Origin of the sequence: Klebsiella sp. G-Nf4 (assembly GCF_002810615.1) — a bacterium.
Classification (GTDB): domain Bacteria; phylum Pseudomonadota; class Gammaproteobacteria; order Enterobacterales; family Enterobacteriaceae; genus Klebsiella; species Klebsiella variicola.
This window is the reverse complement of sequence record NZ_PION01000006.1, coordinates 157,582-174,057: the sequence shown is the minus strand read 5'-3', so window position 1 is coordinate 174,057 and position 16,476 is coordinate 157,582. Positions and strand designations below refer to the sequence as shown.

At 56.1% G+C, this 16,476-nt stretch carries 17 protein-coding genes; 7 read left to right on the top strand and 10 right to left on the bottom strand.

Going from position 1 to position 16,476, the window contains the following annotated elements; genetic code table 11:
- Positions 1 to 16: 16 nt before the first annotated feature.
- Positions 17 to 706, bottom strand: coding sequence for a molecular chaperone (locus CWM57_RS14285; RefSeq protein WP_074387295.1), 690 nt, complete (start codon positions 704 to 706; stop codon positions 17 to 19).
- Between the two features lie 69 nt (positions 707 to 775).
- Positions 776 to 1,327, bottom strand: coding sequence for a fimbrial protein (locus tag CWM57_RS14280; protein ID WP_074387294.1), 552 nt, complete (start codon positions 1,325 to 1,327; stop codon positions 776 to 778).
- Between the two features lie 474 nt (positions 1,328 to 1,801).
- Here CWM57_RS14280 and CWM57_RS14275 point away from each other — a divergent pair, with 474 nt between their 5' ends.
- Positions 1,802 to 2,446 carry a winged helix-turn-helix domain-containing protein gene (locus tag CWM57_RS14275; RefSeq protein WP_100631229.1) on the top strand — a complete coding sequence of 215 codons (645 nt, stop codon included), beginning with the start codon at positions 1,802 to 1,804 and terminating at the stop codon, positions 2,444 to 2,446.
- Positions 2,447 to 2,570: 124 nt separating this feature from the next.
- On the opposite strand, the gene epmB is transcribed toward CWM57_RS14275, so the two are convergent.
- Complete coding sequence (epmB, locus tag CWM57_RS14270; RefSeq protein ID WP_074387293.1) at positions 2,571 to 3,599, bottom strand: EF-P beta-lysylation protein EpmB; 1,029 nt, start codon at positions 3,597 to 3,599, stop codon at positions 2,571 to 2,573.
- 41 nt (positions 3,600 to 3,640) lie between these two features.
- On the opposite strand from epmB, the gene efp reads away from it, so the two are divergent.
- The 4 genes from efp (at position 3,641) to sugE (ending at position 5,179) form a co-directional block, all read left to right on the top strand.
- Positions 3,641 to 4,207: an elongation factor P gene (gene efp, locus CWM57_RS14265; RefSeq protein WP_004206421.1), complete on the top strand. Its 567-nt coding sequence runs from the start codon at positions 3,641 to 3,643 to the stop codon at positions 4,205 to 4,207.
- Positions 4,208 to 4,280: 73 nt separating this feature from the next.
- The gene (locus tag CWM57_RS14260; protein WP_025712607.1) at positions 4,281 to 4,412 is read left to right on the top strand and encodes an entericidin A/B family lipoprotein; all 132 of its coding nucleotides are present in this window, start codon (positions 4,281 to 4,283) and stop codon (positions 4,410 to 4,412) included.
- A 159-nt stretch (positions 4,413 to 4,571) separates the two neighbouring features.
- Positions 4,572 to 4,718, top strand: a complete 147-nt coding sequence (gene ecnB / locus CWM57_RS14255; RefSeq protein WP_004206423.1) for a lipoprotein toxin entericidin B — start codon at positions 4,572 to 4,574, stop codon at positions 4,716 to 4,718.
- 143 nt (positions 4,719 to 4,861) lie between these two features.
- Positions 4,862 to 5,179 (top strand): quaternary ammonium compound efflux SMR transporter SugE, encoded by a 318-nt coding sequence (gene sugE / locus CWM57_RS14250; protein WP_049157131.1) that lies wholly within the window; start codon positions 4,862 to 4,864, stop codon positions 5,177 to 5,179.
- Here the strand turns inward: sugE and CWM57_RS14245 are convergent.
- From CWM57_RS14245 to frdA, 5 genes are all read right to left on the bottom strand, one after another.
- Positions 5,176 to 5,709: a lipocalin family protein gene (locus CWM57_RS14245; protein ID WP_074387292.1), complete on the bottom strand. Its 534-nt coding sequence runs from the start codon at positions 5,707 to 5,709 to the stop codon at positions 5,176 to 5,178. The genes sugE and CWM57_RS14245 overlap by 4 nt on opposite strands.
- A gap of 113 nt (positions 5,710 to 5,822) precedes the next feature.
- Positions 5,823 to 6,182: a fumarate reductase subunit FrdD gene (frdD, locus tag CWM57_RS14240; protein ID WP_061156043.1), complete on the bottom strand. Its 360-nt coding sequence runs from the start codon at positions 6,180 to 6,182 to the stop codon at positions 5,823 to 5,825.
- 10 nt (positions 6,183 to 6,192) lie between these two features.
- On the bottom strand, positions 6,193 to 6,588 hold the full coding sequence (frdC, locus tag CWM57_RS14235) for a fumarate reductase subunit FrdC (protein ID WP_074387291.1): 396 nt from the start codon (positions 6,586 to 6,588) through the stop codon (positions 6,193 to 6,195).
- 10 nt (positions 6,589 to 6,598) lie between these two features.
- Positions 6,599 to 7,333: a succinate dehydrogenase/fumarate reductase iron-sulfur subunit gene (locus CWM57_RS14230; RefSeq protein ID WP_061156041.1), complete on the bottom strand. Its 735-nt coding sequence runs from the start codon at positions 7,331 to 7,333 to the stop codon at positions 6,599 to 6,601.
- Positions 7,326 to 9,116 carry a fumarate reductase (quinol) flavoprotein subunit gene (gene frdA, locus CWM57_RS14225; RefSeq protein ID WP_061156040.1) on the bottom strand — a complete coding sequence of 597 codons (1,791 nt, stop codon included), beginning with the start codon at positions 9,114 to 9,116 and terminating at the stop codon, positions 7,326 to 7,328. The genes CWM57_RS14230 and frdA overlap by 8 nt, the downstream gene beginning before the upstream one ends.
- A 274-nt stretch (positions 9,117 to 9,390) precedes the next feature.
- On the opposite strand from frdA, the gene epmA reads away from it, so the two are divergent.
- Positions 9,391 to 10,368 carry an elongation factor P--(R)-beta-lysine ligase gene (gene epmA / locus CWM57_RS14220; protein WP_008807206.1) on the top strand — a complete coding sequence of 326 codons (978 nt, stop codon included), beginning with the start codon at positions 9,391 to 9,393 and terminating at the stop codon, positions 10,366 to 10,368.
- A 188-nt stretch (positions 10,369 to 10,556) separates the two neighbouring features.
- Complete coding sequence (gene yjeM, locus CWM57_RS14215; protein WP_074387290.1) at positions 10,557 to 12,059, top strand: glutamate/gamma-aminobutyrate family transporter YjeM; 1,503 nt, start codon at positions 10,557 to 10,559, stop codon at positions 12,057 to 12,059.
- Positions 12,060 to 12,096: 37 nt separating this feature from the next.
- Here yjeM and mscM read toward each other — a convergent pair whose 3' ends face one another.
- On the bottom strand, positions 12,097 to 15,426 hold the full coding sequence (mscM, locus tag CWM57_RS14210) for a miniconductance mechanosensitive channel MscM (protein ID WP_074387289.1): 3,330 nt from the start codon (positions 15,424 to 15,426) through the stop codon (positions 12,097 to 12,099).
- A gap of 24 nt (positions 15,427 to 15,450) precedes the next feature.
- Entirely contained in the window at positions 15,451 to 16,413 is a 963-nt protein-coding gene (asd, locus tag CWM57_RS14205) for an archaetidylserine decarboxylase (protein WP_074387288.1), read from the bottom strand.
- Between the last annotated feature and the right edge of the window lie 63 nt (positions 16,414 to 16,476).

Genomic DNA, 16,476 nt, shown 5'->3' with positions numbered 1-16,476 from the left:
TTCCGTCTATGCACTTTTATAATGTGGTTTTATGTTCCGGACCAATACCACCTTGGTCGTTTATGATCTTCCAGATTACGGTCCCACTTGATACTCCATTGGGAAGTACATATTCAGTGCTGGAGAATGGCGCAAGTAATAGCGCATCCTTTATTAATCCATTATTAACTTTCACAGTAGAGAAGTTCATGTAATAACCCGTAGGGTTTGTGACTTTGAGTTTTCCTCCGGATACTGCCCAAGTTAATTTGTTAGTGACATTTTCTGGTGTGTCATCAGCAAGCGCCTTTGGCCGATAAAATAATTTCATCCGATTGCGCACTGCGATTTGCAGTGTATTTTGTTTCGCATCTTCATCTGTCGCCGCTGGGATGGATGTTACGTTAAAGTAAAAAAGTGACTCTCGATCTGCTGGCATTGCATTGCTTGCGTTGAAGACGCGTAAAACGCTCTTTTGCTGAGCATCAAGACGAAAGAGTGGAGGCGTGATCATAAAATAGCCAGAAGATGCTTCAATGCTTCCTTTCTCGAGGAATGTTTTTATCAAATAAGGGAAGTTTTCTTTATTCTCGACAGTAATATTTATCTCTTTTTTTCCTTCCGGGTACACAAGGCGAGTACCGCCAATCACAACTCCCGCTTGGGCATTCGTAATATGAAAAAGAACCATCATTATTGACAGGAAAAATGATAAAATAGTACGCATAATTTTCTCTGCTTATTTAAAGATGATGTGCCCCCATGTATGGGAGCACAAATTACATCTTAACTATTATTAGTAGTTAATGGTAAAGGTAGCGCTAGAGTTCGCAGTACCAGCAGAGATTGTGGCTTCGCGCTGGATATAAGCTGCTTTGAAGTTCAGCTCGGTAGAGCTACCGGTGCCTACGTTCAAGGTGAACGGCTCAGAAGCTTCACCCAGTTTCAGCGCATTGCCGCTTGGGTTAGACAGCAGGATCGCAACGCCGGATGCGGTAGAACCGCTGTCCAGTGCCAGGTAGCTGTTGTCGCCATTGTAATATGCACCATCAAACTTCAGGCTGGCTTGGGTAGGAGTGCCCGCCGGGCATTCGGTCAGGAAGATCTTCACATTAGTGGAGCCAGCGCCTTGTGCTGCAGTTGAGCCAACACCAGTGAAGCTGCTCACAGGTACAATGCCCAGATCAACGGTTTCGTTGCTGCCGCCAGTCAGGCTGCCGATATGCGTTTCGCAGGATGCATCAGTGATAGTACCAGTGAACTGAACGGTACCGTCAGCCGCCAGTGCGTTGCAGGAGATGATTGACGCAGCTACGAATGCAGCGAGAAGCTTAGCATTTTTTTTCATTTTACAAGTCCATATAAATATAAAGTTACTTAGTCCTGCATAGATACCGATAATTAGTCATTATCATGTGAATGACATATCATTCATTGATAATTTTGATAAAATGAGATGGGCTCGATATTTACCAATATAATTGTCGGCTCTATGATATCGCTTGCCATAGCGAGCCATGGGAAAGCGGGAGTAATTTAAAAGTCTGGTGCAAAAAATGCTTGTGAATTCTTTATGAAGCGCTCGTGAATTTAACATTCACTGTTTTTGATGCGAGGGCGCTTCCAACTGTGATGAATTTAATCTGAAAATGTGGTGACTAAACAAGATAATTGTCGCTTGTCTTTTTATCTGCAGTATTCTGTCCAGAGACGGTCAATGTGAACCGAGCTCGCTTCTGTTTGAAGTGATAATGTTCATTGAATGAGTTGACTGAATTAATTGAATTTTATTATAGATAATGGTTTTTCGTGGGGCAGGGATATGGATGAAACTGTGTTATTTAATGGATGTATGATTAATCATGAAGTTATCTTTAATGCCAGTATGAATGAATTACGGCCGCTTTCCGGCGATGGTGAGAGTGTTAGCCTTAACGCCCCCACCGCCAGATGCTTGCTATTGCTCCTGCAGAATAGCGGCAAAGTGATTTCGCGGGATGAGTTTTTGGCTGCCGTTTGGGAAAACCGGGGCGTAGTAGTTTCGCAAAATACGTTCTATCAAAATATCTCTTTGCTGCGAAAATCATTACTCAAAGCGGGGCTGTCGGCGGATATCATTATCACCGTAAGGCAAAAAGGGTTCAGCGTCTCACCTGATACCCTGATCATCCCTCTCTCTGATGAAGAGTGTGAAAACATGAACCGGGTAACATTAACGCATTATCAAAATAATAAGGCTGTCGAGGTTCTTCCTGATGGGAATGTTAATTATGATGATCGTTTAGTTATCCCATTAACGAGAAACGTCGCGAGTCAGCATGATAATTTGATAGAAAATAAAGTGGAAATAGCAGGAAAAGAATCGGAACGATTACAGGTGACTTTTAAAATGCCCACCTGGTTAACCACGCTGATTGTAGTGATGATTGTGATTAATATTGTGGTGCTGCTGGTGCTACACCGGTAGCTCGTCGCAAAGGGATTTATCATGTAATGTGATAGCGGATAGCCGGTTACCTAACCCCCTGGCGAGAAATGGCTCCATATGGCTTGTCTGCCAGACCGTCCTGGCAGACAAATGAATCTGACGTTTATCGCTGCTTCAGCCCTAAATCCAGCGGTGTCTTGCTGGGTTCGCCGCCGATCTCTCGCGCCAGCTTCGGCACCATATAGCCGGAGATAAGGGTCAATAGTTCACGCATGATTTCACGTGCTTCATCATCGCTAACCATGAAGTGTGCCGCCCCTTGCACCCGATCCAGCACGTGCAGGTAGTAGGGCATTACCCCGGCGTCGAACAGCGCATTGCTGAGGTCGGCCAGCGCTTGCGCGTTGTCGTTCACCCCGCGCAGCAGCACGCTCTGGTTGAGCAACGTGACCCCCGCCTGACGCAGCATGGCCATCGACGCGCGAAACTCATCGTCAATTTCATTCGCGTGATTGACGTGGTTAACCAGAATTACCTGCAGCGACGAACGCTGGAAGCGGCTGGCCAGCGTCTCAGTAATGCGCGCCGGGATCACAATCGGCAAGCGGCTGTGAATACGCAGGCGCTTAACGTGCGGAATGGCTTCCAGCTGGGTCATTAGCCAGTCGAGTTCATGATCCTTCGCCATCAGCGGGTCGCCGCCGGAGAAGATGATTTCATCGAGCTGCGGATGCTCAGCTATGTAGTTCATCGCCGTCTGCCAGTTGCGCCTGGTGCCCTGATTTTCGGCATAAGGGAAGTGGCGGCGGAAACAATAACGGCAATTGACTGCACAACCGCCTTTCACCAGCAACAGGGCCCGGTTGCGATATTTGTGCAGCAGACCGGGCACTACACTGTGCTGTTCTTCCAGCGGATCGGTGGAGTAACCGGGGGCAACGATAAATTCTTCCTCGGCGGTAAGTACCTGACGAAGCAGCGGATCGTTAGGGTTGCCTTTCTCCATGCGGGCGATAAACGCGCGCGGGACGCGCAGCGGGAACAGGCGTCTGGCCTCGCGTCCGGCCAGCAGTTTTTCATCAGCGTCTACATTTAAAAGACGCAGCAGTTCATCAGGACTGGTCACAACATTGGCAAGTTGCGTTATCCAATCTTCTCTGGATGGGGTATTTAGGGTTACAATATGCGCCATTTTGTGGCTTAGCTACCAGTTAAACAATTTCAGAGGGCCTTATGGCGACTTACTATAGCAACGATTTTCGTGCTGGTCTTAAAATCATGTTAGATGGCGAACCTTATGCGGTAGAAGCCAGCGAATTCGTTAAACCAGGTAAAGGCCAGGCGTTTGCACGCGTTAAGCTGCGCCGCCTGCTGACCGGTACCCGTGTTGAGAAAACCTTCAAATCTACCGATTCCGCAGAAGGCGCGGACGTTGTCGATATGAACCTGACTTATCTGTACAACGACGGTGAGTTCTGGCACTTCATGAACAACGAAACTTTCGAGCAGCTGTCTGCTGACGCGAAAGCAATCGGTGACAACGCTAAGTGGCTGCTGGATCAGGCTGAGTGCATCGTGACCCTGTGGAACGGCCAGCCGATCGCGGTCACCCCGCCGAACTTCGTTGAGCTGGAAATCGTGGAAACCGATCCAGGTCTGAAAGGCGACACCGCGGGTACCGGCGGTAAACCAGCGACCCTGTCCACCGGCGCGGTGGTTAAGGTTCCGCTGTTCGTTCAGATTGGCGAAGTGATCAAAGTGGATACTCGCTCTGGCGAATACGTATCCCGCGTGAAGTAATTTCGCGTCATGATGACCGGCGCAGCCTCCGTGCTGCGCCGCTCTCTCCTTACAGGTACGACGAGCACGACACATGAAGCGCAGCGTTAAACTCCTGGTGTTACTCTTTCTGAGCAGCGTCCTGCTGGCTGGCTGCAATACCGCCCGCGGTGTGGGTGAAGATATTCAGGGCCTGGGCCACGCTATCTCTCACGCTGTGAGCTAAATTTCCCTGCCGTTTCGTTAATGGCGCTTGCCTACCGATATGTCAGGCTCCTCCATTAATACTCCTTTTCTCTTAAAAAACGCAAAGATCCCTTCATCTTTGGACGGTTTGTCTATGCTTATAGGGCATGAAAACAAAACTGACACTAAGGATGACATTATGGTGAAAAAAACGATTGCAGCGTTCTTTACGGTTTTGGTCCTCTCTTCAGCACTGACTGCTTGTAACACTACGCGCGGAGTGGGTCAGGATATTTCAGAAGGCGGTAGCGCAATCTCTGGCGCGGCAACCAAAGCTCAGCAATAAACGCCGTCGACGGTACGGTTTTACGCCGTACCGTTCTTCACTTCCCCTATCCTGTTAGCTATACTCACTGCGACTTTTCATCCACCTTACGGGACGACCCGTAGGCGTTTCTCATCCGGGGACGGCCCCAGCAAAGGAGCCTTATGTCCTGGATTGTCTTGTTTATCGCTGGTCTGCTGGAAGTGGTATGGGCCGTTGGCCTGAAATATACCCATGGCTTTAGCCGGCTGGTTCCCAGCGTCATCACCATCGTGGCGATGGTCGTCAGCATGGCGCTGCTTTCGTGGGCGATGAAAACCCTGCCTGTCGGTACCGCCTACGCGGTCTGGACTGGGATCGGCGCCGTGGGCGCCGCCGTGACCGGTATTGTGCTGTTGGGTGAATCCGCCAGCGTTATGCGTATCGCCAGTCTCGCCTGCATCGTGGTCGGCATCATTGGACTGAAGATTAGCGCGCACTAGTTGTAGCGCTGATTGACCCAGATCAGTTTGCTGACATCAAAGCCCTGCCGGGTGGCAATATCCAGCATCTGCTGCCTGACCTCCGGAGCGATGGTGGGCGCCCGCGCCAGCAGCCAGAGATAATCGCGATCGGGGCCGCAGACCAGCGCGTAACGATACTCCTTATCCAGCGCAATGACGTTATAGCTGCCGTAGAAAGGGCCGAAGAAGGAAATCTTCAGCGCGGCGCGGCTGGGCTCCCCGGTAAAGTAGGCCACCCCGTCCGTTTTCTGCCACATGCCGCGGTCGGGGTTATAGCCTTTATTGGTCACGTCCAGACCGCCGTCATCACGTGGGTGCCAGGCGATCGTGACCTTTTCCAGCCCACTCTCAAAAGGGTGGTCAAAGCGGGCGATTTCATACCAGGTACCCAGATAGCGCTGAACATCGAAGGGGCTGACTACGGTGACGCCCGGCGGCGGGGTGGGCGTGCTGCAGGCGACAGACAGGAACGAGACGGCAATCGCGGTCATTATCGGCAGGATACGCATGGCATGTTCCTTGCTGGCTTTTAAGCTAAGTGTAGAGTCCAGCAGGGAAAAGGCGGCAAGATTTTTCTATGAAGCGAGCCCGGTAGCAGAAATGCAGCCGGGCTCTTGCAGGATCAGATAAACAGTACGCCAACGAGGGTGATGACGCTGAGGATTGCCGCCAGGCCGTAGAAGACCCACTTACCGTTGGGCACATGGATTTTCAGGTCGTGCATGGCGTGGTGAATACGGTGTAGACCGCACCACAGCGGCAGGACAATCATCAGAAACAGGAACGCGCGGCCGATAAAGCTTTGGGCAAAGGCCAGCACGCGTTCATAGCTGAAGGCGTCGGCCGGGGCGAGCCCCAGCGGCAGCAAGATGCCGACCAGCAGCACCATCACCGGCGCGACAATCGCGCCCCACATACCGCCAGCGCCAAACAGCCCCCAGAATACGGGTTCGTCGGAACGTTTCGGATTGGGATTAATCATCTCAGCCTCCTTACCAGAACAGAGCGACAAACAGGACTACCACGGTGACCACTGCCGTCACCACCCAGAGCCCTTTAATGACCGGCTCTGGCCCCATTTTTTCGCCTTTGATGATGACGTTGGCGGCTTTCGGCGCCAGCTCAAACCAGGTTTTGGTGTGCAGCAGCGCCGCCGCCAGAGTGATCAGATTGAGGATCACCACCACCGGGTTTTGCAGGAATCCGATATATCCCGCCCAGCTTTCGGCGCCGTGCTTGAGGGCAAACAGCCCGTAAATCAGCACAATGCTAAACCATACCGTCGGTACCGCCGTGCCTTCCCGCACCATGTAGAAGCGATAAAACGGCAGTTTTTTCCACCAGGTGGAGGTCATCGGCCGCACGTAGGGTTTGCGTTTCGTCGTCATAATGCACTCCTTAGCGTGGTTTCAGGGTCGCGATAAGAAAGTCTTTCGAGCTTTCCACCTTGCCCTGCTGGATCGCGGCCGCCGGGTCGACGTGCTTCGGACACACTTCCGAGCAGTAGCCCACGAAAGTGCAGGTCCAGACGCCGTTCTGGCCGTTAAGCTGCGCCATACGTTCCTTTTTGCCGTGGTCGCGGCTGTCTTCGTTGTAGCGGTGGGCGAGCGTGATCGCCGCCGGGCCGATGAACTCCGGGTTCAGGCCGAACTGCGGGCAGGCGGCATAGCACAGCCCGCAGTTGATGCAGCCGGAGAATTGATGGTATTTGGCCATCTGGGCTGGGGTCTGCTTGTTTGGCCCCTGGTCCGGCGTGCGGTTATTGCCGATGATATACGGCTTAATGGCCTCCAGGCTTTCGATAAAGTGGGTCATATCCACCACCAGATCGCGCTCGATTGGGAAGTTGGCCAGCGCCTCAACCTTTAAACCTTTGGTGTAATCACGCAGGAATGTTTTGCAGGCCAGCTTCGGCACCTTGTTGACCATCATGCCGCAGGAGCCGCAGATCGCCATCCGACAGGACCAGCGGTAGCTCAGGTCCGGCGCCAGGTTGTCTTTAATGTAACCCAGCGCGTCCAGCAGCGAGGTTTGCTCATCATAGGGCACGTCATAGAACGCGCTATGCGGTGCGGTGTCGACCTCCGGGTTGTAGCGCACCACTTCGACTTTCAGGGTTTTCAGCTCAGCCATGGGTGGTCTCCTTCTTCTCGGCCGCTTCCGCTTCGGCGCCATAAACACGTTTTGCCGGTGGCAGCGTGGTGATCTTCACGTCGCCATATTCCAGACGGGTGGTGCCATCGGCCTCGCGGAAGGCGAGGGTGTGCTTGAGGAAGTTGACGTCGTCGCGCTCGGTACAGCCTTCATCCAGACGCTGATGCGCACCGCGCGATTCTTTACGCGCGATGGCCGAGTGCGCCATACATTCGGCAACGTTCAGGCCGTGGCCCAGCTCAATGGTGTAAAGCAGGTCGGTGTTGAATACGCTGGAGTTGTCGGTAATGCGCACGCGCTTAAAGCGTTCCTGCAGCTCAGCCAGCTTATCGATAGTTTTCTGCATCAGCTCCGGCGTACGGTAGATGCCGCAGCCTTCCTCCATCGACAGGCCCATTTCGTCACGGATTTTCGCCCAGTTTTCGTTACCTTCCTGGTTCACGAGCGCTTTTAGACGTTGCTCCACATCCGCAGCCTGCGCATCCAGTGCGGCGCTATTCGCCTCGGTCGTCTGAGCGGCGCGCTGCATGGCCTGTTCCCCGGCCAGACGGCCGAAGACCACCAGCTCGGCCAGCGAGTTGGAACCTAGACGGTTGGCGCCGTGCAGACCGACGGACGAGCATTCGCCCACGGCAAATAGCCCTTTAATCCGGGTTTCGCATTGCTGATCGGTTTCGATACCACCCATGGTGTAGTGCGCGGTCGGTCGTACCGGAATCGGCTCTTTCACCGGGTCGACGCCGACGTAGGCTTTCGCCAGCTCACAGATAAACGGCAGACGCTCCAGCAGTTTTTTCTCGCCGAGGTGGCGGAGATCGAGGTAGACCACGTCACCGCGTGGCGTCGGGATGGTGTTTCCTTTCCGCCATTCGTGCCAGAAGGCCTGGGAAACTTTGTCGCGTGGACCCAGCTCCATATATTTGTTCTTCGGTTCGCCGAGCGGGGTTTCCGGGCCCATGCCGTAATCCTGCAGGTAGCGATAGCCGTTTTTGTTGACCAGAATCCCGCCTTCCCCGCGGCAGCCTTCGGTCATCAGGATCCCGGAGCCCGGCAGACCAGTCGGGTGATACTGAACAAATTCCATATCGCGCAGCGGCACACCATGGCCCAGCGCCATACCCATACCATCACCAGTAACGATGCCGCCGTTGGTGTTGTAGCGATAGACGCGCCCGGCACCACCGGTGGCCAGCACGACCGCGTTGGCGCGGATCTGCACCAGGGTGCCTTCCATCATATTCATCGCCACCAGGCCGCGGGCCTGCCCGTCATCGACCAGCAGGTCAAGGACGAAATGCTCATCAAAGCGTTGAATTTGGGGAAACTGAAGGGAGGTCTGGAAGAGGGTATGCAGCATGTGGAAGCCGGTTTTATCGGCGGCAAACCAGGTGCGTTCGATTTTCATACCACCGAAGCGCCGGACGTTGACGCTGCCGTCAGGGCGGCGGCTCCACGGGCATCCCCACTGTTCCAGTTGGGTCATTTCCGTCGGGCAGTGATGAACGAAATAGTCGACGACATCCTGCTCGCACAGCCAGTCGCCTCCGGCGACGGTGTCGTGAAAATGGTACTCAAAGCTATCGTGATCCTGGGCAACGGCTGCGGATCCCCCTTCTGCAGCGACCGTATGGCTGCGCATCGGATAGACTTTAGAAATCAGGGCGATTTTGGCATTGGGGTTGGCCTGTGCGGCAGCGATAGCGGCACGAAGGCCTGCTCCGCCGGCACCAATTACGGCGAGATCGGCTTGAAAAGTTTGCACGACATTCCTCCAGTTTTAGTGTATTTCGCCGCCGGGCTGGCGAAAAAGTATCACTGCTCCTTTATAGGTACAGGAGTATAGCCGTAGGGTCAGTATGGAAAATTGACGTGTTCGATTTTTTTATCGATATGTGCGGTTATTTATCAGTGATATTTATGCATTCAGGTTAACGATAGATTAATGGCATGTAATCTGCCGGGGATTGCACAAAATTTGTTTCACTCGCCGGTTGCGAGTAGACTTCGTGCCCTTGTTTGTAACCGGAGAAAGTACCATGAGCGAGACGGCAACCTGGCAGCCGAGCGCACCCATTCCCAATCTGTTGAAACGCGCGGCGGTGATGGCGGAAATCCGCCGTTTCTTTACCGATCGCGGCGTGCTGGAGGTGGAGACGCCTTGCATGAGTCAGGCGACGGTAACGGATATTCATTTGTTCCCGTTCGAAACCCGTTTCGTCGGCCCGGGCCATTCACAGGGACTCAATCTGTACTTGATGACCAGTCCGGAATACCACATGAAGCGCCTGCTGGCGGCGGGCTGCGGTCCGGTTTTCCAGTTGTGTCGCAGCTTTCGTAATGAAGAGATGGGCCGGCATCACAATCCGGAGTTCACCATGCTGGAGTGGTATCGTCCGTGCTATGACATGTATCGCCTGATCAACGAGGTGGACGACCTGCTGCAGCAGGTTCTGGAGTGTCAGCCAGCGGAAAGCCTCTCCTATCAGCAGGCGTTCCAGCGTCATCTGGATATTGATCCGCTCTCTGCTGATAAAACGCAGCTGCGTGAAGTCGCGGCGAAGCTGGATTTAAGCAATATCGCCGATACTGAAGAAGATCGCGACACGCTGCTGCAACTGTTGTTCACCATGGGCGTGGAGCCGCACATCGGCAAAGATCGGCCGACGTTTATCTATCATTTCCCGGCCACCCAGGCCTCTTTAGCGCAGATCAGCCCGGAAGATCATCGGGTCGCTGAGCGCTTCGAGGTTTACTACAAAGGTATTGAGCTGGCGAATGGTTTCCACGAGCTGACCGATGCCCGCGAACAGCGCCTGCGATTTGAGCAGGACAACCGCAAACGCGCCGCGCGCGGCCTTCCGCAGCAGCCTATCGATAACAACCTGCTGGCGGCACTGGAGGCGGGCCTGCCGGACTGCTCCGGCGTCGCGCTGGGCGTTGACCGTGTAGTGATGCTGGCGCTGGGTGCCGAAAGCATCGGTGAGGTGATCGCCTTTACGGTCGACCGCGCCTGATGGCGCTGTCACCTCCTGCCGCCTGAGAGCGGGGGAGGTGACAGACCCGCCCTGAAAACAACGCACTCACGCTGTCCCGGTTTTAGCCCGAATACCCACAATCTCCTTCCGTGCTTTTGCTACTATCCGCGCTCATTTTTTGAGGCCAGGCGTTGCCTGTTGGGCGATGCCCACGTTTGGATAGATTTATGCATCAACAATTCAAGAAGATGAGCCTGATTGGGCTGATTCTGATGATCTTCACTTCGGTGTTTGGCTTTGCCAACAGCCCGTCGGCGTTTTATCTGATGGGCTACAGTGCGATGCCGTTTTATCTTTTTTCCGCCCTCTTTTTCTTTATTCCGTTCGCGCTGATGATGGCGGAGATGGGCTCGGCTTATCGTCGCGAAGAGGGCGGGATCTATTCCTGGATGAACCACAGCGTCGGGCCGCGCTTTGCTTTCATCGGCACCTTTATGTGGTTTGCGTCGTACGTGGTGTGGATGGTGAGTACGGCGGCTAAAATTTGGGTGCCGTTATCCACCTTTTTGTTTGGCGCGGACAAAACCCAGACCTGGGCGCTGGCTAGCCTGACCCCGACGCAGACGGTGGGCATTCTGGCAGCCTGCTGGATGGGCATCGTGACCTTTATTGCCGTCAAAGGGATCAATAAAATCGCCAAAATCACCGCCGTCGGCGGTATCGCGGTGATGGGGCTTAACCTGGTGCTACTGCTGGTGAGTGGGGCGATCCTCCTGCTCAACGGCGGCCATTTCGCCCAGCCGTTAAACTTCACCCTTTCACCTAATCCCGGGTATCAGTCGGGCATGGCGATGCTGTCGTTTGTAGTATTTGCCATCTTTGCCTACGGCGGAATTGAGGCGGTCGGCGGCTTAGTGGATAAGACCGACAAGCCGGAAAAGAACTTTGCCAAAGGCATTATCATCGCGGCGATCGTTATCTCGGTCGGTTACTCGCTGGCGATTGTGTTGTGGGGCGTGAGCGCCAACTGGCAGCAGGTGCTTGGTGCGCGTTCGACCAACCTCGGCAACATCACCTATGTGCTGATGACCAGCCTCGGGACGACGCTCGGCCAGGCTCTGCACCTGACGCCAGAGTCGGCGGCCCTGACCGGAGTCTGGTTCGCCCGTATTACCGGCCTGTCGATGTTTCTCGCCTATACCGGTGCATTCTTCACCCTCAGCTATTCGCCCCTGAAAGCGATTATTCAGGGCACGCCAAAAGCGCTCTGGCCGTCGGTGATGACCCGTCTTAACGTCAACGGCATGCCCGCCGCGGCGATGTGGCTGCAGTGCCTGCTGGTCGGGGTGTTTATTGTGCTGGTGTCGTTCGGCGGGGATAGTGCTTCGGCGTTTTATAACAAGCTGACGCTGATGGCCAATGTCTCCATGACCTTGCCCTACCTGTTCCTGACCATCGCCTTCCCGTTCTTCAAGGCGAAAACGCATCTCGACCGGCCGTTCGTGATTTTCAAAAACCGACCGTCGACGCTGCTGGCGACCGGCGTGGTGTTGCTGGTGGTGACCTTCGCCAATATCTTCACCATTATCCAACCCGTCATCGACAGCGGGGACTGGAACAGCACCCTGTGGATGGTCGGTGGGCCGATCTTCTTCTCACTGCTGGCGCTGGGGATCTACGAAAGCTACCGTCGGCGCATGGCGTCCGGCGCGCTGGTGATGGAGAGTTAGAGAGCCTGCCCGGCGTTGCTGCCGGGCAGGTGATGACTTACAGTCCGCCAGCCGTACGGCGGCTGGTTTTTCCGGCCGAGGTCATGGTTTTACTGCTTTGCCTGCCGTCGATACTTTCCAGACGCATCTGGAACGGAGGGAACGGCATATCAATGCCATGTTCGCGGAAGCCCGCCAGGATCAACTGATGCATCTCATGGCGCAGCGGCATGCGGTGCCCCATCTCGGCGGCAAAAATACGCAGCTCGAAAATCTGGATCCCCTGCTGCAGGTCGACGAGAAACGCCTCTGGTGCTGGGGTATCGATGACCAGCGAGCAACGATGCGCCGCGGCGATGAGAATTTTCGTTACCTCATCGGTATCGGCGTCCACGGGGGCCGGCACCGTCAGCACCACGCGGGTGACCGAGTCCGACAGCGACCAGTTGATAAACTGTTCGGTAATGAACGCCTTGTTCGGCACGATAATCTCTTTCCGGTCCCAGTCGCTGATGGTGGTCGCACGGGTATTAATGCGGGTGACGCTGCCCGTCAGGTCGCGAATGGTGACCGTATCGCCGATACGGATCGGCTTCTCAAACAGGATAATCAGGCCGGAGATAAAGTTGGCGAAGATCTCCTGCAGGCCAAAGCCGAGACCCACACCCAGCGCGGCGACCAGCCACTGCAGCTTCGACCACTCAATACCGATCATCGAGAAGCCCACCAGCCCGCCGACGAGCATCAGCAGATACTTGGTGATGGTGGTGATGGCGTAGCCGGTGCCGGGCGTTAAATCGAGATGCTGGAGGATCGCCAGCTCCAGCAGCGCGGGCAGGTTGCGTACCAGCTGAGTGGTGATGATCAGCACCAGAATGGCAATCAACACCGCGCCAAGCGTGATCGGCTCAAGACTTTCCACCCCTTGTACCGTCGAGGTCACGTCCCACAGCGAGATATTCTCAAGGAAGCCAAACGCCGAGTGAATTTCCGACCACAGCACGATGACCGACAGCAGCGCAATCAGCATCAGCAGGGAGCGCACAAGCCGCAGCGACTGAGTACTGATGGCATCGAGGTCGACCTCGCTGATCTCCGTTTCCACCGACCCCTCCGGGCTGCTGACGTGAACGGGCTCATCTTCGCCGCGGGCACGCTGAGCGAGAATTTCCGCGCGACGGTGGCGGGCCCGGTCGAAGGCCAGCCGGCGGCGCTGGATCAGCATCCAGCGGCGGATGATGTGATAGACCACCAGCAGCAGGAACCAGATGGCGACCGAGGTTTCCAGACGCGCAAGCAGCGCCTGGGCGGTGGCGAGGTAGCCGACGGCGGCCGCCAGCATGGCCACCAGCGGGGCGCCAAGCATCAGGTTCCACAGCAGGCGGTTCACCATATTGTCGCCATTCCCCTCTTTATCCAGATAGAGCGGGATACCGGCGTGCTTAAGGCTCAGCGTGACCACCGCCAGCGCGCCGCAGATCAACAGGAAGCACAGGCGGCCCAGCGAAGCGGAGAACTCGCGGTCGTTAAGATTATCGAACATGATCAGCGCCATAATCAGCGGCACAATCAGCCCGATGCTCATCAGGTAGTAGCGCATCGCTTTCGCCACGCGGTTACGCGGCCAGCCAAAGTGGGCGATAAACAGCCCGTTTGGCCGGGCGAAGGTGGCGCAGATCATCACCACCCACAGCAAAGGCACGGTCGCCGTGACCCCATCGCCTATCGCCACCGCCAGCGGGAAGGGCCAGGCGGACTGCAGGCCATAGCCGAGCGTCATCCACAGCACCGGCAGCGGCGAGGCCACCAGTATCGACCAGAAGACCGTGCGCAGCGTCAGCCAGAAGTGATCCTGGGTGACTTTCCCCACCCGGGCGCTGGAGCGCTCAAGGAAGCGGGTGAAATGGCGCCGCGAGCTGATGCTGAAGCCAACCAGCAGCAGGGCGGCAAACAGCGGCAGCAGAGTCTCTTTGCTGGTGAGCATCATCGCGCTGGCTTTGCCCAGTTCGCTGATGGTATCCAGGGAGATCAGGCGCCGCAGATCCTGGACAATCTCCAGCGGCCAGGAGAAGCCGATAGGGCTGACGTCCGAAGTCCAGAACAGATAGCGGTGAGTCGCTTCGTTGATCTCTTTCAGCGCGTCTTCCAGCTGGCCGTTGGCGACCTTCAGCTTGGTGAGCTCCAGCATCAGGGTATCGCCGCCGCGCAGCAGCGAGTTCAGCAGCTCGTTCTGCGTGCGCAGCTGCGCCTGCAGGATTTTGTTCTGCTCGCTGGTCAGCGGTTCGCCGTCGGCCTGACGGATCTGCCGCAGCTGCGGCTGCTTACTCAGCAAATCTTCAAAGCGCAGACGCTGCACGCGTAGCTGTGCCATTTCCGTATCCAGCTGCTGTGGGCGAGGGCGCTCCGGCAGTCGCGCCACCTGGGCGCGCAGGGCTTCGCCCAGCAGGTTGGAAGAGCCCAGCCACTGCGATTGCTCGCGCAGGGTGTTTAACGCCTGGCGCACCTGCAGCGTTTGATTCGTCGCCTGCCGCTGCTGGGACGCCACCAGATCCATGCGCTGCGCCTGCTGGTTCAGCGCCTGGGAGAGCTCCCGGTTGACCTTGAACTGCGCGTTGATGTCCGGCGGCAGGTTTTCACTGTTCTCCGCCAGCAGTTCGGTGCTCTCCAGCGCCTTTTCCGCTTCCCGCTGGCGCTGGCTGTTCTGTAAATTGCGCAGCGCCTGCAGATAGGCATCCAGTTGTTCGCTCTGCTTTTGCGCCAGCTCGGAACGGGCGCGCGACAGCTCCTGGCGGTTGTTGGCGGAAAGCTGGGCGAGGTCGAGTTCATCCACCAGCGCCTTCAGGCGCGCCGATTCCGCCTGCAGGGCAAGATTTTGCGCCTGGGCGAGAGCATTGTTGCCGGTTTGCGTGCCGATGCGGCGCTCAACCTCATTGAGCTGACGACGGGCATCGGTTTGCTGTTGCGGCAGCTGGTTCAGGGAGTCGGCGATTTCACGCGCGCGATCCTGCTCCTGCTGCGCCTGGCGGCTCGATTCCAGCAGCTGGCTGCTGACCTGCAGGATCTCCTGGTTCAGCGCATCGGCGGTCAGGCCGGTTGGCACCTGGCGCGGTTCTTCGCTCAGATTGTTGAGCTGAGAGCGCAGGCTTTGAAACAGTTTGGGGAAATTATCGATAACGTCCTGATACTGACGGGCGCGCTCGAGGGACGATTTTTGCTCCTCAAGCGCGTTCAGCGCGGACTGTAGAACTTCAACGGTTTCAGGCTGGGCGGGCTTTGCCGCCTTCGCCTGTTCCAGTTCCTGGGTTATCTGTTTAGCATCCGGGGCTGTCGCAGCGTACGCCCCGAAACTGAGGCTCAAGGCCAACAGGAAAGTGTATATCAGGCGCACGGCATAACCCTTTTTGCTGAAGAATTAACCTTGGTCTTGTGTATCGTCAACCAGCGGGCTGGCGCGGTGTTCGGCGCGGATCTCTTCTTCCGGTAACGGCGCGGGTTCAGCAGCGGCGCTGGCTTCCACGGCGGTCGCCAGCGGTTGGCCGATTTTAGTCACGGACAGGCTTTGCAGCGAGTCAACCAGCTTCACCTGGCCCGGGGCGAACAGGTTGATCACGGTGGAACCCAGTTTGAAGCGGCCCATCTCCTGGCCTTTCAGCAGGGCGACGGAGCCTTCGCTGTCACCCGCGGGCCAGGTCCAGCGTTTAATAATGCCTTCGCGCGGCGGGGTCACGGTGCCGGACCACACGGTCTCGATGCTGCCGACGATAGTCGCGCCCACCAGAATTTGCGCCATCGGGCCAAACTCAGTATCAAACAGGCAGATGACGCGCTCGTTACGGGCGAACAGGTTAGGCACATTCTGCGCCGTCAGATGGTTAACCGAGAACAGGTCGCCAGGGACGTAGATCATTTCGCGCAGGATGCCGTTGCACGGCATGTGCACGCGGTGATAGTCGCGCGGCGACAGATAGGTGGTGGCGAAGCTGCCGTTACGGAACAGGTCGGCCATTTGATAGTTGCCGGCCAGCAGGGCTTCCAGGCTGTAGTCATGACCTTTGGCCTGCAGGATTTTATCGTCTTCAATGGCGCCAAGCTGGCTGATCACGCCGTCTGCCGGCATCACCAGCACGTTGGGATCGGTATTCAGCGGGCGAACGTCGTCGCGCAGCGGACGCACAAAGAAATCGTTGAAGGTGCGATAAGCCGCGGTATCCGGCTTCTGCGCCTCTTTCATATCGACCTTGTAGTATTTCACGAACAGATCGATGACCAGTTTCGTCAACCAACCTGCGCGTTTGCTCGCACCCCAGCCTGCGAGGCGGGTGAGCCACAGTTTAGGCAGAATGTATTGCAGTGAAAGTTTAAGATCGTTTAACAAAGTAGCCTCCAGGCCATGATATGTCGTTCCTGACCCCGCCCGCGGGCGGGGACCTGAAAAAAG

Excerpts from the sequence above, each read along its gene's own strand:
- CWM57_RS14285 (WP_074387295.1), bottom strand. The coding sequence starts at position 706 with ATGCGTACTATTTTATCATTTTTCCTGTCAATAATGATGGTTCTTTTT.
- CWM57_RS14280 (WP_074387294.1), bottom strand. The coding sequence starts at position 1,327 with ATGAAAAAAAATGCTAAGCTTCTCGCTGCATTCGTAGCTGCGTCAATC.
- CWM57_RS14275 (WP_100631229.1), top strand. The coding sequence starts at position 1,802 with ATGGATGAAACTGTGTTATTTAATGGATGTATGATTAATCATGAAGTT.
- epmB (WP_074387293.1), bottom strand. The coding sequence starts at position 3,599 with ATGGCGCATATTGTAACCCTAAATACCCCATCCAGAGAAGATTGGATA.
- efp (WP_004206421.1), top strand. The coding sequence starts at position 3,641 with ATGGCGACTTACTATAGCAACGATTTTCGTGCTGGTCTTAAAATCATG.
- CWM57_RS14260 (WP_025712607.1), top strand. The coding sequence starts at position 4,281 with ATGAAGCGCAGCGTTAAACTCCTGGTGTTACTCTTTCTGAGCAGCGTC.
- ecnB (WP_004206423.1), top strand. The coding sequence starts at position 4,572 with ATGGTGAAAAAAACGATTGCAGCGTTCTTTACGGTTTTGGTCCTCTCT.
- sugE (WP_049157131.1), top strand. The coding sequence starts at position 4,862 with ATGTCCTGGATTGTCTTGTTTATCGCTGGTCTGCTGGAAGTGGTATGG.
- CWM57_RS14245 (WP_074387292.1), bottom strand. The coding sequence starts at position 5,709 with ATGCGTATCCTGCCGATAATGACCGCGATTGCCGTCTCGTTCCTGTCT.
- frdD (WP_061156043.1), bottom strand. The coding sequence starts at position 6,182 with ATGATTAATCCCAATCCGAAACGTTCCGACGAACCCGTATTCTGGGGG.
- frdC (WP_074387291.1), bottom strand. The coding sequence starts at position 6,588 with ATGACGACGAAACGCAAACCCTACGTGCGGCCGATGACCTCCACCTGG.
- CWM57_RS14230 (WP_061156041.1), bottom strand. The coding sequence starts at position 7,333 with ATGGCTGAGCTGAAAACCCTGAAAGTCGAAGTGGTGCGCTACAACCCG.
- epmA (WP_008807206.1), top strand. The coding sequence starts at position 9,391 with ATGAGCGAGACGGCAACCTGGCAGCCGAGCGCACCCATTCCCAATCTG.
- yjeM (WP_074387290.1), top strand. The coding sequence starts at position 10,557 with ATGCATCAACAATTCAAGAAGATGAGCCTGATTGGGCTGATTCTGATG.